Below are 16,201 nucleotides of genomic sequence, written 5' to 3'. Positions count from 1 at the left end.
TCTGCGTGCTACACCTCGACGGATACCGGGGCCGGGCTCGCAGTCACGACAAATACATGGGCCAACTTGTCTACGACCAACAGGGCGGCGTCCTCGGCCGGAAGCGGCATCGAGGACAGCGGCCGGGCCTCGACCATCACCTCTACCCCACCTGCGGTCTGCTCCTGCCACGCCCGCACCCTGCCCACGAGAAGCTGCGCCAAGTCGGCACCGTCAGGCCCAAAACCGCACGCACCAACCTGCAGCATCGGCATCTGATCAGTCCCGCCGACCTGCCGTGAACACAAGTACGCCAGCGAAGCACCCGAGTAGACACCCCACGCACCCCACGGATCCTTGGCCCGAGGAATCCGTTCCGCCTTCACAGCCTCTGCATTGACGAATACCCTGCAGAATCCCGGCAACGTCGCCAGCCAGAAATCCTGCTCCGGCGTCCACGCCCACGGCTCCACGACATCCGACCAGACCAGCGCCAGCTCACCATCCAGCGCCTGCAGCAACGACGGATTCACAGGCTGCCCATCATCAATCCGCAGCGTCAGATCCGGCCCGGGGCCCAGTGGGACATTCTTCTCCGGGATCGCGCCGATGCCCTTCATCGGGATGAACCCATCCTCAACGACCGACACACTCCGCAGCCCCACCACAGCCCGCTCAAACGCCACCACCCGCGTCAGGCCACGCAGACGCAACGGCAGCACCAACCGTCCATCGGGCGCGAGCTGCTCGACCCATGGCCCGGCTACATCCCAGGCTCCGGCCGTCACCAAGATCCGATCGAACGGAGCGTCCTCGGCGGCACCCAGCGTCCCGTCGCCAGTCAAGACTCGTACGTTGTTTGCTCCGTACGCGTCCAGGTGCGACCGCGCGGCATCCGCGACCTCAGCGTCGTACTCGATCGTCGTGACCGACCCGGACTGCCCCACCAGATGTGCCAGGAGGGCAGCGTTGTACCCCGTCCCCGCACCGATCTCGAGAACCCGTTGCCCCTGACACACCTCGGCCTGCTCCAGCATGCCCGCAACGGTGCCCGGCGCGGACGCCGAACTCGTCGCCACACCCTGCCGGTCCCGGTGCGTAACGACGGCGCCCAGCCCGTACGCATCCGACAGAGGCGCGTTCGGCACAAACACATGCCGCGGTACCGCCAACATCGCATCCGCAACGGAGTCGACCAATGGTCGACCCCGCATCGTCGCTAGACGGTCAAGCATCCCAGCCCGCAGTGCCAATTCCTCGTCACGTGTGTCGTCCACCCGCCGAGGTTATGGCCGGGGTCGCTCAACATTCCAGCGAGACGCGCCTCAGCGCGCGGGTGCTACGAAGATGCGACCTTGGACCTGAACGGCCCAGCTGATCCGCCACGACAGCACGGACGCTCTATCTGATCCGGGCCATGGTCAGGGAAGGGGACAGGCGAATTTCGGTCGCCGGTGATGAAGCGATTTCTTTGCACGAGGTGATCTGCGAAATGCAGCACCCTGAGGTGACCGGACCACAGCGTGCTCATCGTACGAAGACGATCTCTCGGAATTGGTCGCGAATCCTCATGAGGGGCTCGCGGTCGCGGGTGTAGTACAGCTTGTTGGTCAGCAGTGTTGCCCACCGGCCGAGCGAGGGCGAGATCCACATTGCTGTACCGGTGAAGCCGTAGTGCACCCACAAATCGTGTTCCGGGGCGCTGCCGGGTGCCGGCTGCCAGAAGAGACCACGCGGCGGAGTGAGGTCGCGGGTCTGGATCGACAGGGACGCGGTCACCCACCCGGCGCCGAAGCCGCCGATCGGGGTACTGGTTGCCTGCAACATGTATTGCAGGAATCGTCCCAGGTCCGCGGCGGTCGAGAAAGTACCTGCGATGCCGCAGACGCTGAGCAACCGTGCGGAGTAGTCGTGGGGCGTTCCCTTGATCCGGACGTCGGCATCTGCGTCGAACTCGGTCGGTGCACAACGTGCCGCGATGTCGGGCGGAAGTGGCCCGAACCGTGTGGAGTTCATACCGAGCGGACCCCAGACCCGGTCCGTTACGAGACGATCGAGTGGTTGCCCCGACAGGTATTCGGCGAGGTAACCGAGGATCAACGCGGCGCGGTCGGTGTACTCGACCGCTTCGGCCGGCGGCCTCTGCAGTGCCTCGGCCAAGACGCCGGCCCTGATTCCCGCAGGATCGGTGCCGTACAGGTTTTTCAGGTTTGCCCGCAGCGGAAGCCCGGCTGTGTGGGTCAGGAGCTGGTGGGCGGTCACCTGCCCCAGCGGGTGCCCTGCGACCTCGGGCCAGAACCCGTCAAGCCGCTGGTCGAGCCGCAGCTCTCCTGCCGTGACCTGCGCACCGATAGACGCCCACACCGCGAGAACTTTCGTCAGGCTGGCTACGTCGAAGACCGTGTCAGGCAGCATCGGGTCGTCCGGTTGCGCGGGATCCAGTACGCCGACCACTCCTGCGCCCTGGACGCCGTCCAGGTCACCTACGCTCCAGACCGCACCCGGGTAGGCCTGGTCGCGGTAGCCGGCCTCGAGAAGCTCCTCGACGCGGTCAGTGCTGAACATGCAGGTGTCCTATCCGCAGTGGGTGGTCGCACGCAATCACCCTAATGATTGACACAGCTTCACTTGCTATGGCCTCACCGGCCGAGAAGACCCTGTTCCTAGCTGGGCCCGGAGGCGCGCGTGATCCGTTGAACAAGCCGCCACAACGCGCGAAGACCCAGCAAACGGAGAACAACAGCTCGCTGCTGTCGCGCCCACCTGCGGTCCATTGCACGTACCTCTGCCAAGGCCGCGGCCCGGCTCTCGGCCTGGCACATGGCCCAGTAGCCGTCGGGGTCTTCGGCAGCTGCAATGGCGCGCTCCGCACCGGTCATTTGCTTCCGGTTCACCTTGCCCTCTGATCCCTGATCTGGCCTGGTCATGTGCCGCCGGAACTGGTGAGCTGGCGACCGAGCTCAGCGAGTGCTGCAGCTGTGCGAGACAACGGATACTTGGCGGCATTCGCCCGGCCGCGCTCGCGTAGCTCGGCGCGCAACGCCGCCGACGCCTTGAAGCGGTCGATCGCTTTGGTCACCGCGGCCGCGTCGGTGAAGTCCGTGGCGAGCGCGGAATCACCGAGCGCATCGATCAGCCCAGCGACGGGCTGGTAGATGACTGGCAGCCCGCACGCCTGTGCCTCGAGCGCGACCAGACCCATCGCCTCCAAGGTGGTCGACGGCATCAGCAGTACGTCGTAGTCGGCGAAGATCTCCCACAGCCGGCGGCGGTCGAGCCAGCCGAGATAGCCGAACGGGACCCCGGCTCTGTCCAGTGCCGGCGCGAGCGCGTCGAACTCACCTTCTGGTGCGGCGATGCTGAGGTGAATGCCACGGGCCCCTGCCAGGACGCGAATGAGGTTGTCCCCGCCTTTCTCGCTCGTGAGCCGCCCGGCGTACAGGAGCCGCAGTTCGTCGACGGGTCGCTGCGTGGGCGGTGGGGTCTGGGTGTGGAGGTGGTCAGGGATGCCCCAGGGAATCTGGTGGATCTTCGCCGAGTCGGTGCCGGGCGCCAGGCCCACGAGCCGGTCAGCCATCGCCGCGGTCGGTACGACGATCGCGCTCGCGTGCTGCGCCGTGTCGCGGAGCACCTGCAGCTGGTCGGGATGGGTCTGGGCGAACAACAGATCGGTGCCGTGCACCAAGGCGATCTGGGGATGGTCAGGCAGCACCGCGCGGAGTGCCGGCGTGGCGCCGAAGGCCAGGTGCTGCAGGTGGAGGATGTCGATCTTGCCCGGGTCGATCCGCTCGGCCAGACCCTGTCGCAGCCGGTCGACGTACTGCCGAAACTCAGGCCCTTCGAGGCACTTGCCTGCCACGGTCAGCAGCCCCAGGCCGGGTACCCGCGGGCTGTCTGTGCCGGGGTCGAGCATGAAGGCCTCGGCGCGGATCAGCGGTGAGGGGCCGGTGTAGAGATCGAGGAACAGCTCGACGCTGCCACCTGGGCTACCGGCGGGCAGATCGAGGCAGGTCGCGACGTACGGTGCCGGATCGGTCATGGCAGATGTCATCGGCTGGTACCGATCTCTTCGTAGAGGCGGGAGATGTCGATGCCGCTGGTGGCGGCATACTTCAGCCCGTGGCGCTGGTAGCTGGCGACCGGCCCGAAGGTCCGCAGAAAGACGAGCTTTCCGAACGTCATGCCTGCATAGACCTTGACGGGTTTGGCGACCCGAATCTCCAGCGTCCACTGGATGCCGTGGCCGAGATGGCCCAGTGGCGCTGAGACGTGCACCCAGATGCCGAGGGCACCAATCGTGCGGTCGCCGTTGAGGAACTGGGCGTAGTGCTCGGAACTCGTCTTCTCGAGAGTGTGGCCGAGGTAGAGGACGCCAGGCTCCAGGACGTAGCCGTCGCCGGGGATGGCGATCTCCTCGTCGACGGCGGTCGGTGCGGCCGCGTCGAGATCGCCGCTGCAGATCCACAAGGTGTCGCCGAGGCGCCAGTCGTATGCGTTCGGCGATAACCTGGCCGGGTCGAACGGATCGATGAAGATTTCGCCTGCGGCGGCAGCTTCGGCGATGGCCTGACCGGTGAGGATCATGAGACCACCACCGGGCGGTTTTCCCACCATGACCGCGAGGCCTGCGGCCCTGTGGCGGTTTGGTACTTGCCGCTGTAGAGGTCGACCGCGCCGGCGGCGACGAAGAACATGATCTGGGCGATCTTCATCCCGGGGTAGACGCGCAGTGGCCGGATTGGGCTCAGCATCAAGGTCCACTGGCCGTGGAATCCCAGGTCGCCGATCGGCGCGGTGATCTCGACGAACAACCCGAGCCGTCCGACCGAGGAGCGGCCGAACAGCAGCGGGACGAACTGGTCCGATCCGACCTGTTCGAGAGTGTGTCCCAGGTACAGCTCGCCGGGCTGCAGGACGAACCCGGACTCGTCGATCTCGATCGAGGTCGTCGCGTTGCGATCGCACGCGTCCAGGACCGGGCTGGTGTAGGTCATCAGCGTGGGGCCGAGGCGCACGTTGTAGCTGTTCGGATTCACCTGGTCGAGGTCGAATGGCGTGATCCGCAGCCGGTGGTCGGCGACCGCGGCGGTGATCTCAGGGCCGGTGAGGATCACAGCGTGCATCCTTTCGGGATGGCTGGGCCAGCCCCGGTCAAGACGTGGCACACCGCCCCGCCCAGCGTCAGTCCGGCAGGCGCGTTGCAGTGGAGCTGGAACGTCTCGGCCAGGTAGCCGGTCATCAGAGCGGTATGGACAGGTGCCGCCAGCGCGGCGGGCGCGGTCAGGAGAGGGCCGGCGCGGTCAGTGAGTTGTTGCAAGACCGTCTGGACGCCGCCGTTGCGGTACGGCAGCGGGGCGTAGACGAGTTCGTTCGCGAACGGCTCCGCGGCCAGCAGATCGGCCAGCGTCAGGGTCTCGCCGAACTCGACCGTGCGCAGCGCAGGCTCGTTCAGGATCACCGGCAGATCATTGCGACGGGCATGCAGCCAGGCGACCACCGCGGTCAGGAGTTCGCGTGGCTCGACCGCCCGGTCGCGCCAGGGCTCGAGGATGGTGCCCATGGGGGCAGTCAACCGGCCGTGCAGACCGGTGATCTGGTCGGCGATCGGCGCGAACTGCCGCGGGACCGGTGCCGGAGAGTTGGCCAGCAGGGTGCGGGCGGTCCAGCCTTCCGGGGTGGGTTCGGCGATGGCGCAGCCGCGTCCGAGCTCCGGGCCTTTGACGACCAAGGTGTCCCCGACCCGCAGTGGGCCGTACTTCGGGCTGTGGCAATGGCCGGCGAACACGACCGAGACGAATGGGCACTTGGCGGCCAGCAACTGGTCTTCAGTGAAGCCGCTGTGCGACAGCACGATCCAGTCCTCGACGTCGAGGTTGCGGCCTCGCAGCTCCCACAGTGCCGCGGCCGGATCGAGAACCCGGTGCGTGGCTCTTTCGGCCATCGGGATCGCGCTGAACGCCTGCGGGCTGATGACCGCGGTGACGCCCACATTGCGGTTCCCGATCCGGGCCTTGTGGACCTGGCGGAACAGCCATCTCCCGTCGGTGTCCATCGCGTTCGCGCACACCGTCAGCTGGTGCAGCTTCGGCTCGAAATGGTGGCTCCAGCCGTGGTTGCCAGGTGCGATCACGTCGTAGGCCGACAGCAGGAGCTGGCGCTCGACGTCGCCGCGGCCGAGCAGGTAGTACCCGGTGCCTTCGAAGAAGTCGCCGCAGTCGACCACGAGTGAGCGCGGCCGATGGGTGTGCAGATGACCCACTAAGGACTGCGCGTAATCCAAGCTGGAATGGAAGTCGGTGGTTGCGACGATCTGGTCCAGAACCCGGGGCTTCATTGCTCGTCCCCGGTGATCTCGGCGCCGAGCCAGCGGAGCTTTCCGGGCAGATTCGGGTGCCCACGGCGCAGCTGATCCAGCCCCTTGATGGTCGTCGTACCGGCAGCGGTCAGCCCCGCCACGATCAACGCCGACCCAGTACGGATGTCGGTAGCCTCGACCACCGCGCTGCTCAGCTGCTGGGGCCCGGAGACTCGGCACCGCGTCGGTGACAGCTCCTCGATGGCTGCCCCCAGCTGGGCCAGCTGCGGCAGCAGGTTGCCGTGCCGGCCCGGATTGATGTCGTCAGCAAACACATGCGACCCGGCGAAACCGAGAGCCAGTGCCATCAAGGCGGGTTCGAAGTCGGCGTCCAGACCATCCGGATCCAGTGAGGCCACCGCCTCGAGTGAGCCCTGGGCTGGTCCCGCCGGTCCGGAGATCAGCAGCCCATCCGGTTCGATCGTCGCCGGTACGCCAAGACAGCTCAGTGCCTCCGCGAAGCGGGTCAAGCCGGCGCCGGCGACGCCTTCGATCCGGCCGGTGCCGCCCGTCGCGGCGATCGCGGCGGCGATCGTTCCAGCCTCGATCTTGTCGCCCGGGACCGTCCACGCCAGTTCCGAGTCCGTCGAGGAGAGCGGCGGTTCCACGGTTACGGCATTCTGGTCGACGGTGATGTCGTAGTCGGCGGTGCGCAGCGCGGCCAGCATGCCGGTGAACTCCGGTGACAGATTCGGATTCTCCAGACGCAGCCGCTGCCGCCCTGCCACCGCCCGCAGGACAGCGCAGACACTCGCGCCCCGGGAGCGGAACGGCAACTGCACAGTCACCGACTCCGCAGCGGTGGCCACCCGGACCCGATAGCCCTTGGCATCGGTTTGCACGGTGTCTCCGAACGCCTCGTACACGGCGAAGTGCAGCTCCATACCGCGGTCACCGATACGGCACCCACCCGGCCACGGAAGACGCGCCGTGCCGTACCAGGCCAGCAACACCGGGGCCAGGTAGTACGACGCGCGGATCCGCGCCGCCTCCGGCAGCTCCGGCAGCAGCACCGCGCCGAGGTTCGGCGCGACCTCGAGGCCACCTTGCCGCCGTGTCACCTCGAAACCGCTTGCCTTCAGCAACGTAACCATCAGCTGCACGTCCGTGCTGCGCGGCACATTGACCAACTGGACCGGACGTCCTACGGCCGCGGCAGCGGCCAGCAGTGGCAGCGCGGCGTTCTTGGAACCGTCCACGCGCACGGTGCCCGCCAGCGGCCGGCCGGATCGCACGGTCACGGTCGTGCAAGGTTGAGTCTGCAAGTCGAGTGTCACAAAGCCTCCACGGGGCCTGGGTGTCGAAGTTCATTGCCATGCAGGGGCTAGCCCCGTCCGGTTGTTGGCCCGAACGCCGTCCCCCTGGGGCCCTGACTCCACGCAGGGGGACGGCTGGGCCACGCTGGGGCCCGCCGCCCCAGGGTTGGAGCGGCTGGTGCCCGCGCTCGAGCGGCAACGGGTGCACCAGCCGGCTTGTGGGGAGTCCCCAGCCCCAAGTGCCAGGGGATCGAGGGGCAGGACTGGGGACTCCGGTAGGTGACGGGACCGAGGGGTCTCCCTGCGCAGATTGAGGAAGCCGCGCGGTAAGGGAGTGACAGGCGACTCGGTCCCGTCGGATCACGGTGGCGGCGGTGCTACCAAGACCTGGGCTCTCGCCTCGGTGTCCAGCCGGCGACCTTGTGATTCGATGAGGTCGGCGCGGTTCGAGACGACGACCGCCGCGGCCGCACGAATTTTGACCAGGTCGACCAGGTGCTCGAACTTCGACTTCTGGTCGAGTTCCTGGCAAACGATCGGGCCTAGGACATAACCCTCGCGTTCTGCGAACCCGAGGAACCGCTGGCGGATCCTTTCCTTCTCGGCGGCCGACATAAGGAAGGTCTCCGCGTAGTAGCCGATCAGCAACGGGCGGGTGCGATCGGTCACTTCAGCTGCCTCCTGCTGCCGAGGGATCCGCAGTGGCACCAAGGCGATCGTTGGTGACCTTCAGCCCAGCGAAGCGCCGACGCATAGCCTGCTCGTACCGGGCGGCCAGCGCCGGCTCGGCGATGTACTGGGCGATGACGTGCTCCCCGAACCAGACCCTGACCCTGCGCCGCTCCTGCCGGCCTCCGTCGACCATTGCCGGGATCACAGGTCCTTCACGTCCTCAGCTACGTCGCGCAAGAAGCCGCGCATACCCACAATGCCGAGCACGTACATCACGCTGCATACGGCTTCGTACAAGTGCATTTCTTCTCCCCTGCCGTCCAGTGCGGCCAGCGCGCCCGATGGCTGCGCGGTGACCGTTCAGCGCGATCCGTGGCCGGTCGTGAGAGCAACCGGCGTCGAAACTGATCACGCAACTCGTGTTCTTGCAGTAACTACGAGTAAACAGAGCTCTGTAGGCAATTACCTGGGGTCAGGAAACCTATTTGTTGGGTACGGCAACGGGCCCCGTTCAGGCGTGAATCCGGCGGCGTGCGACAGAAGATGTGCCGCCTGCACCTAGAAACCTGGTGAGAGTCACCTTGCTTTTGCCGCTGGCGCACCCCAATCTGGTCAGATTGACGGAGAGTAGGCGGGGATGAGCACAACGCAGGGGCGAGGCAGCGACAAAGCCGCGAGGACGGCTCTGCGCCACCAGCTCATGAACCAGGGCATGACGGTCGATGAGATCGCGGCTGAGTTTCGTAGCCGGTGGGGATTCGGGACCCTTGCGTCGTACCGGCACGCCTGTGGCCTGTCTCAGGGTGAAGTCGCGGCGCAATACAGCGCGGCCGACGAGTCGCTGCCAGCCGCTGACTACACCGCGATCTCCAAGCTTGAGCGGTGGCCTATGCCGGGGCCGGGAGTCAAACCGCCGACGATCTACAACCTCGTGCTTCTGGCTCAGGTCTACGACGTCGAGCCGCACCGACTGCTGACAGCGACCGAACTGGACCAGCTACCGGCGCGGGACCGGATCGTTCTGACCGCGATGCGCGCGCAAACCGCCCTGCCGGTTGCGGCCTCGGCGCCGACCAGGCACGAGCTCGCCTCCTCGGGCGCTGACACCGATGTACCTGGGCCGCTCGAGCACGACATTCGACACCTCCTGCGCCAGCTGCCCTGCCACGACCTCGGTCCGCTACCGCCGCATCTGTTGGAGTCGATCGACCGGGTACGGCGTAGCACCGACGACCTTCTGGCAGCCGGCACGGTCAACGGCTCCCGGATGGAGCTCATCGAAGACGCCGTCGAACAGTTGCGCCGCGACCACATTCACCATGCCCCGAACAAGATGCTTGCCGCGCTGCTGACCGAGTTTCTGGGGGTCGTCGACCTCACCAGGCAGAACCAGACCGCTCACATCCGGCTGCGCCTTGCAGGTGCCGCCGCACAACTGGCCACGCTGACCGCCGACAGCCTCATGAAGCTCGGCGAGACCAACGACAGCCACCGCTGGTACCGCACCGCCCGCCTCGCCGGCGACGACACCCACGACAACGCTCTGCGAGCACAGATCCGGGCCCAAGAAGCAATGCTCCCGTACTACTACGGTGATCTTCCGCGCACGATCCGCCTGGCCCAGGAAGCCCAGAAGATCGCGGGCGATCTTGCCTGCGCCGCGGCCTGCCTCGCAGCCGCCGCCGAAGGCCGCGCCTGGGCACGGCTCGGCAGCCACGCCCAGGCCGAACAAGCCATGGGCCGAGCCCAAGAGATCTTCAACCAGATACCCGACCCCGACAGCACCGATGCCTTCACCTTCCCGGAACGACGCCTGCTGCTCTACCTGTCGGGAGCCCTCACCTACCTCGGCGAGCCGGAACGGGCCGAACCAATCCAAGACCGCGCACTGCAGCTCTATTCGCAGCAAGGTGCCGGATTCACGCTCGACCCCACCCTCATACAGCTCGACCGGGCGGCCGGACTGGCGAACAGCGACGCGGTCGCCGCGTGCGAACTGACACAGGAGACACTGGAGGCGGTGCCCGCCGGGCACCGGACCCAGATCGTTCTCACCCGAGGAACCGACGTGCTCTCAGCTCTCCCCCGCACCGCGCGGGCCCTGCCAGCAGCCGCCGATCTGCGTGAAATGCTCGCGCTCACCACGGCCCCCTAAATGACCTCGCTGATCACCGAGACCACCTTTACCCCCGAGACCACACAGCGAGTCCTCGCTGACGTCTGCCACCAAGCCGGCATCGACGCGGCCGGCGCGGTCCTTCTCCGTCACCAAACCAACGCGGTCTACCTGCTCCCCCGCAGCGAGATCGTCGTCAAAATCGCTCGCCCCGGCGAACAGCCCGACGATCTGAACCGGACACTGGCCCTCGTCCGCTGGATTGTGGGCCAAGACATTCTCGCCGTCCCACCATCGCCTCACCTGCAGCCGTTGGAAAGTGCGGGATGCCTGGCGACTTTCTGGCCCTACATCGACCAGAAGGACCAACCCCGGGTGACCGCCGCAGACCTCGGTCGTCCATTGAAGGTCCTGCACACTCTCGCCCCACCACTCGATCTGCCGTATCTCGACCTCATTGACGGCATCCGGAACTCAATCGCGTCCAGCCGCATCCTCAGCGCCTCAGAGCAGCAGTTCCTCACCACGTACAGCGACGAAACAGCAGCCGCCGCTGCCTCCGTCCACTACGAACTGCCGCCAGGTCTGATCCACGAAGACCCCCAGCACCACAACGCACTCCAGATGAAACAAGGCACCGCGCTCATCGACTGGGACGGCGCCTGCATCGGCCCCCGGGAATGGGACCTGGTCACTATCGAGATCCACTGCCGAAGATTCTTTCCCGACCCCGACGAGTACACGCAATTCGTCGATGCCTACGGCATCGACATCCGTGACTGGTCCGGATACAAGGCCATGCGCGATCTGCGCGAACTGCGCATGATCACCACGAATGCCCGCAAATCTGCACCCGGCAGCCCTCCAGCCGCCGAAGTACATACCCGCATCGCCCAATTGCAACGCGGCGAAGACAACCTCATCTGGAACCGGCTCTAACCGTCACCGGTAGGCCCCACCTGCTCTGCGAAGACGGGTTGCTGCTCAGGAACCGCCGTAACCGACACGTCAACCCGCCTTCGCGTGGCAGGGGCGGGTCGTGAAGCGGGAGCAGTTGGTTAGCCCGTGCCCGCCACGAGTTCGGTTGCAGCGCGCGCCGAGCGGTATGGCCCAAGGGTTGAGTGAAGTCGGCAAGTGCTGCGGTGGGCGTGTCGAGTCGGCAGCGTTGATATGGTCCAGCGCCTGGCCGGCGGCAGCACAGGCCGCGTCGACGTCACCGAACCGCCGATACGCGTCGGCCGAGCCGACGAGGTAAGGAGCGTTGTCGCGGACATGGCCGTACGCGGCGTACGCAAGCTATGGGATGTCCATAGGCTTCGTTTGTGGACATCCCATCGTTGTGGCAAGAGCTGGAGGGCGTCCTGACGCCCATGCTCGCAGAGTTTCGCTCCAAGCGATCTTTTTGGGTCGAGCAGAAGCCCGATAGCACCTTGCTTTCAGAGGCAGACGGGGCCGTGCAGGAGCAGATCATCAAGGGCGTGCGAGCGGTTGACCCCGACGGGTTGATCATCGGGGAGGAGGGCGTACACGGCGCGGAAGTACTTCACGGGAGTGGACCGAGTGATCGGCTCTGGATCATCGATCCCATCGACGGAACAGCTCAATTTGTTGATCAGAACGGCCGAGAATTTTGCAGTGTCGTCTGTCTCGTTGAGAACAAGATGCCAGTGGCCGCGTTCGTTCTGGCACCTGAAATCGGACCCGATCGTAGCCCTGTTTGCATCAGCCTGAGTGGCAGGAATGAACCGATTCTGGTCAATGGGAGGCGAGCATCTGGTCCGTCCCTTTCCGGCCAGCGTCAGCTGGCTTCCGTTACGAGGAGTTCCGGCACGAACGCGCGGCCGTATGAGAGCAAACTGTCGGCTCACGGGTACCAGCTCAAGGTTCGTGCGACATCGCAGACTCTGGACATGGTGAGGACGTGCATCGACATCGCACCAGTCACCGACCCAGCACTCGAATCATTCGGTCTGTTCTACCGTGAACGGCAGAAGGTCTGGGATGGTGCCGCAGGCATCTGCATGGCATACGCGGCTGGTCTCTATGTGGGCGACGGTACCGGCCGGGAGCGCACCGCGATTGACATCGCGTTGGATGCTGCCGAGCCCATCTTCGACAGCACGCTTGTCGCATCAGATGCGGCGGCCGCGCAGATCGTCGTGGAAGGGACCAAGCGCTAGTTGTTACAACAAAGGCGTTCTAGCGTTATCGAGCCGGGCCCAAGCACCAGTCGGCCGGTGCAGGCGCTGGATCTAGGATGGTGCTCCGTGCCTGCTGCCCTAGCCGATGCCCTCGCGACCGCATGTTGCCACGAAGGCGTGGACGCTACCGGCGCCGAAATGATCCACTACTACAGCAATGCGGTGTACCTACTGCCTGCCGTACCGGCGATCGCTCGCATCGCGACCGGCAACGATCCCGCACGGCTACGACTCACGCAGACCGTGACTGCCTGGCTCGACGGCGAAGGCTTCGCCGCCACCACGCCCCTGCCGGGCGCCGATCTGGTCGAGGTCGACGACACCACGTCCGTCACCTTCTGGACCTATTACCCACAGCCCGATCCCAGTGTCGGCGATCAGAAAATTCTCATCAAAGTTGGTCTGACGCTCAGTTAATTCCCGGGGGCGCGCTCAGTTAATTCCCATGGGGACGACGAGCGTGTCGTGGGTGGTGGGTTCCTCGCAGATCACAGGCTGCTTCCGTTCGCGAGTGGACGGGAGCCCGAAGTTGGCGAGGAGAAGTTTCGACGTGGTTGATGTGACGGAGATTCTGGTTCACTGGCATGCGGGCCGGTCGCTGAGCGAGATCGCGACCAGTCTGGGTGTGGACCGCAAGACGGTGAAGAAGTATGTCGCCCCGGCGGTGGAGGCCGGGATGGTGCCGGGCGGTCCGCCCAGGCCGGCGAGTGAGTGGGGCGAGCTGGTGCGGGCGTGGTTCCCGCAGCTGGTCGATACGAGGTTGCGCAGGGTCAGCTGGCCGGAGATCGGGCAGCATCGCGACTTCATCGTGGAGATGCTGGGCGCGGGTGTCACCCAGCACACGATCTGGCAGCGGTTGCGCGACGAGCACGGCCTGGCTGCATCCGTGGCGTCGTTTCGCCGGTATGTCGCGGCCAATCTGCCCGAACAGGTGCAGCGGGATCGGGTGACGGTGCTGCGTGATGATCCACCGCCGGGCGAGGAAGCTCAGATCGACTACGGGCATCTGGGGTCGTGGACCGATCCGGCTGGTGGACGTAAGTATCGGGTGTGGGCGTTCGTGATGGTGCTGGCGTGTTCGCGGCACATGTTCGTCAAGCCGGTGCTGCGGATGGATCAGCAGGCCTGGACACAGGCCCATGTCGAAGCGTTCGCGTTCTTCGAGGGATCGCCGCGGCGGCTGGTGCCGGACAACCTGCGCACCGGCGTCGACCGGACCGATCTGTATGACCCGAAGATCAACCGGTCCTATGCCGAGCTCGCCACTCATTACGGCTGTCTGGTGGACCCTGCCCGGCGCGGGAAGCCGAAGGACAAGCCGCGGGTCGAGCGTCCGATGCCTTATATCCGGGACTCGTTTTGGCGCGGCCGCGAGTTCACCTCGCTTGAGCAGATGCAGGCTGCCGCGATCAGCTGGTGCCGAGATGTCGCCGGGAAACGCTCGTCGCGGCCGCTGCAAGGCGCCTCACCGGCCGCGGTGTTCGCCGCGGTCGAGGCCGACACGTTGCAGCCGCTGCCCAAGCGGGCCTTCACGTTGGCGACGTGGTCGACCGGGCTGGTCGGACCCGACATTCACGTCAAGGCCGGCAAGACGCTCTACTCAGTCCCGTGGCGCCACCTCGGCCGCCGCGTCGACATCCGCTCGACCGAAACGATGGTGCAGATCTTCGACGACGGCCAGCTGATCGCGACCCACGCCCGGCTGACGGTCGGCAAACAGACCGAGCCGGGCCACTATCCGCCGGAGAAGATCGCGTTCCAGCAGCGGACCCCGGACTGGTGCCGCGCCCGCGCGGCCGAGATCGGTGAGCACTGCGTCGCGGTTGTCAACGACCTCCTCGAAGTCCCCGCACTGTTTCGGCTCCGCGCCGCCCAGGGAGTCATCGGCCTGGCCGATCGCCATGGCCCGCTCCGCCTCGAGCAAGCCTGCGCGAAGGCCATGACGGTCGGCGATCCGTCACTGCGCACCGTGAAAGGCATCCTCGCCGCGGGACTGGAAACCGACCCGCCCCCAACAGCGTCCGGTGACGGAGGCGCCGCGGCGTTCCTGCATGGTCCTTCACGGCTGTTCCGCAACGTCGTGGCCCTGCCCAACCCGAACGACACGACCGTCGTGGGCACCTCCACCACGACCACCACCGGCACGGACGAAGGAGTTGGCGCGTGATCATCGACATCGCTCTCGAGCAGGCCCTGCGGCAACTGAAACTGTCCGGAATGCTCCACACCCTCGAAGCCCGGCTCGCTCAAGCACGCGCCGGCGAGCTCGGACACATCGAGTTCCTGCAGGTGCTGTGTCACGACGAGATCGCCCGGCGCGAGTCCGAAGCGATCACCCGCCGCGTCAAACGCGCCGCTTTCGAAGCCCAAGTCACCCTGGAAGAGTTCGACTTCGCCGCCTCACCCAAGCTGCCCGCGGCCCAGATCCGCGACCTGGCCGCGCTGCGCTGGCTCACCGCCGGCGAATCGGTCATCCTCTACGGCCCGGTCGGCGTCGGCAAGACCCACATCGCCCAAGCCCTCGGCCACCTCGCCATCCGCCAAGGCGCCGACGTGAAGTTCCTCAAAACCAGCCGGCTCCTGGCCACCCTGGCCGGCGGCCACGCCGACCGCACCTGGGACAAACGCCTGCGCGAACTCGCCCGCCCCGCCGTGCTCATCCTGGACGACTTCGGCATGCGCGAACTCACCGCCACCCAAGCCGACGACCTCTACGAACTCGTGACCGAACGCGCAGCCGCCGGACGCTCATTCGTGCTCACCTCAAACCGGTCACCCGTCGACTGGTATCCGCTCTTCCCCAACCCCGTCGTCGCCGAATCACTACTCGACCGGCTCATCAACACCAGCCACCAAGCCTTCATGAACGGACCCAGCTACCGCCCCAACAAGCGCCCCCGACGCGCCGACGTGACACCCAAGGAGGCCACCGGATAGAACATCCCTAGGAACCCACCACCTGGGAATTAACTGAGCGCAGCCCCCGGGAATTATCTGATCGTCCACACCAGCCGGGCCGAGCCCTTCACCTCCGCACATCTCGGCGCTCTGATCAAGGCCCTGCACACCGCCGGCGAGCCGTCGGCCGAGCTCGTCGACTGGATCCCGCTGGAGACACTCGGCCGGGCGCTGAAGTCCGACGCGGCCGCATCAGCCCTGAGCCCCGAGGAACTCGACTGGGTGACCCGCCGCGTCGACGACGTACGCAGCGAGATCGCCGAGCTGAGCTGGCCACTCGGCGACGGCCTCATCCACGGCGATGCCTGGGCCGGCAACCTCCTGTGGGACACCGTCGACGAACCCTCCAGGCCGATCCTGGGTGACTGGGACAGCGTCAGCCGCGGCCCCCGCGAGGTCGACCTCATCCCGACCTGGCACGCTGCCACCCGCTACGGCCGCGACGAGACCTGGATCCAGGCCTTCGTTGATCAATACGGTCACGATCTGCGTGACTGGTCCGGCTATGACGTACTGCTGCAGATGCGAGATCTCGCCCAGCTACCCGGGCCAATCCGGCGATCGAGCAACCCACCACATACGGCAGCGCTTCGCCAACGGCTCAGCGCGATCCGGGCGGGCGATCGCACAAGCCCCTGGGTTGCTCTCTAACCGTGAGTCGGGC

15 protein-coding genes and 1 pseudogene are annotated in these 16,201 nt (G+C 66.3%); 7 read left to right on the top strand and 9 right to left on the bottom strand.

Annotation, left to right across the window (positions count from 1 at the left end; translation table 11 throughout):
- Positions 1 to 8 precede the first annotated feature (8 nt).
- The 9 genes from fxlM to ACFCV3_RS31950 all read right to left on the bottom strand — a co-directional run bounded on the left by fxlM (position 9) and on the right by ACFCV3_RS31950 (position 8,455).
- Entirely contained in the window at positions 9 to 1,256 is a 1,248-nt protein-coding gene (gene fxlM, locus ACFCV3_RS31990; RefSeq protein ID WP_376036264.1) for a methyltransferase, FxLD system, read from the bottom strand.
- A 250-nt stretch (positions 1,257 to 1,506) separates the two neighbouring features.
- Positions 1,507 to 2,544, bottom strand: coding sequence for a serine hydrolase domain-containing protein (locus tag ACFCV3_RS31985; protein ID WP_376036261.1), 1,038 nt, complete (start codon positions 2,542 to 2,544; stop codon positions 1,507 to 1,509).
- A gap of 358 nt (positions 2,545 to 2,902) precedes the next feature.
- A complete protein-coding gene (locus tag ACFCV3_RS31980; protein WP_376036259.1) occupies positions 2,903 to 4,018 on the bottom strand; it encodes a glycosyltransferase family 4 protein in 1,116 nt (371 codons plus the stop codon).
- A gap of 8 nt (positions 4,019 to 4,026) precedes the next feature.
- Positions 4,027 to 4,563: a deoxycytidine triphosphate deaminase gene (locus ACFCV3_RS31975; protein WP_376036257.1), complete on the bottom strand. Its 537-nt coding sequence runs from the start codon at positions 4,561 to 4,563 to the stop codon at positions 4,027 to 4,029.
- On the bottom strand, positions 4,560 to 5,102 hold the full coding sequence (gene dcd / locus ACFCV3_RS31970; RefSeq protein WP_376036255.1) for a dCTP deaminase: 543 nt from the start codon (positions 5,100 to 5,102) through the stop codon (positions 4,560 to 4,562). The genes ACFCV3_RS31975 and dcd overlap by 4 nt, the downstream gene beginning before the upstream one ends.
- Positions 5,090 to 6,313 carry a metallophosphoesterase gene (locus ACFCV3_RS31965; RefSeq protein ID WP_376036253.1) on the bottom strand — a complete coding sequence of 408 codons (1,224 nt, stop codon included), beginning with the start codon at positions 6,311 to 6,313 and terminating at the stop codon, positions 5,090 to 5,092. The genes dcd and ACFCV3_RS31965 overlap by 13 nt, the downstream gene beginning before the upstream one ends.
- Positions 6,310 to 7,575, bottom strand: a complete 1,266-nt coding sequence (locus ACFCV3_RS31960; protein WP_376036250.1) for a UDP-N-acetylglucosamine 1-carboxyvinyltransferase — start codon at positions 7,573 to 7,575, stop codon at positions 6,310 to 6,312. Before ACFCV3_RS31960 ends, ACFCV3_RS31965 begins: the two co-directional genes overlap by 4 nt.
- Before the next feature lie 375 nt (positions 7,576 to 7,950).
- Entirely contained in the window at positions 7,951 to 8,259 is a 309-nt protein-coding gene (locus ACFCV3_RS31955; protein WP_376036247.1) for a hypothetical protein, read from the bottom strand.
- Position 8,260: 1 nt separating this feature from the next.
- Positions 8,261 to 8,455, bottom strand: coding sequence for a hypothetical protein (locus tag ACFCV3_RS31950; RefSeq protein WP_376036245.1), 195 nt, complete (start codon positions 8,453 to 8,455; stop codon positions 8,261 to 8,263).
- Positions 8,456 to 8,899: 444 nt separating this feature from the next.
- Here ACFCV3_RS31950 and ACFCV3_RS31945 point away from each other — a divergent pair, with 444 nt between their 5' ends.
- The 7 genes and pseudogenes from ACFCV3_RS31945 (at position 8,900) to ACFCV3_RS31915 (ending at position 16,188) form a co-directional block, all read left to right on the top strand.
- Entirely contained in the window at positions 8,900 to 10,417 is a 1,518-nt protein-coding gene (locus ACFCV3_RS31945) for a hypothetical protein (RefSeq protein ID WP_376036242.1), read from the top strand.
- Entirely contained in the window at positions 10,418 to 11,317 is a 900-nt protein-coding gene (locus ACFCV3_RS31940; RefSeq protein ID WP_376036240.1) for a phosphotransferase enzyme family protein, read from the top strand.
- A 383-nt stretch (positions 11,318 to 11,700) separates the two neighbouring features.
- The gene (locus ACFCV3_RS31935; RefSeq protein WP_376036237.1) at positions 11,701 to 12,558 is read left to right on the top strand and encodes an inositol monophosphatase family protein; all 858 of its coding nucleotides are present in this window, start codon (positions 11,701 to 11,703) and stop codon (positions 12,556 to 12,558) included.
- 87 nt (positions 12,559 to 12,645) lie between these two features.
- A complete protein-coding gene (locus ACFCV3_RS31930) occupies positions 12,646 to 12,996 on the top strand; it encodes a hypothetical protein (RefSeq protein WP_376036234.1) in 351 nt (116 codons plus the stop codon).
- A 133-nt stretch (positions 12,997 to 13,129) separates the two neighbouring features.
- Positions 13,130 to 14,644 (top strand): annotated as a pseudogene (gene istA / locus ACFCV3_RS31925) (IS21 family transposase); the annotation flags it as partial.
- A 98-nt stretch (positions 14,645 to 14,742) separates the two neighbouring features.
- Positions 14,743 to 15,516, top strand: coding sequence for an IS21-like element helper ATPase IstB (gene istB, locus ACFCV3_RS31920; RefSeq protein ID WP_376036232.1), 774 nt, complete (start codon positions 14,743 to 14,745; stop codon positions 15,514 to 15,516).
- 33 nt (positions 15,517 to 15,549) lie between these two features.
- Complete coding sequence (locus ACFCV3_RS31915) at positions 15,550 to 16,188, top strand: phosphotransferase family protein (RefSeq protein WP_376036689.1); 639 nt, start codon at positions 15,550 to 15,552, stop codon at positions 16,186 to 16,188.
- Positions 16,189 to 16,201: the final 13 nt, after the last annotated feature.

Origin of the sequence: Kribbella sp. NPDC056345 (assembly GCF_042262745.1) — a bacterium.
GTDB lineage: Bacteria > Actinomycetota > Actinomycetes > Propionibacteriales > Kribbellaceae > Kribbella.
Note: the sequence above shows the minus strand (reverse complement) of the source record. Positions and strands in the feature narration are given on the sequence as shown.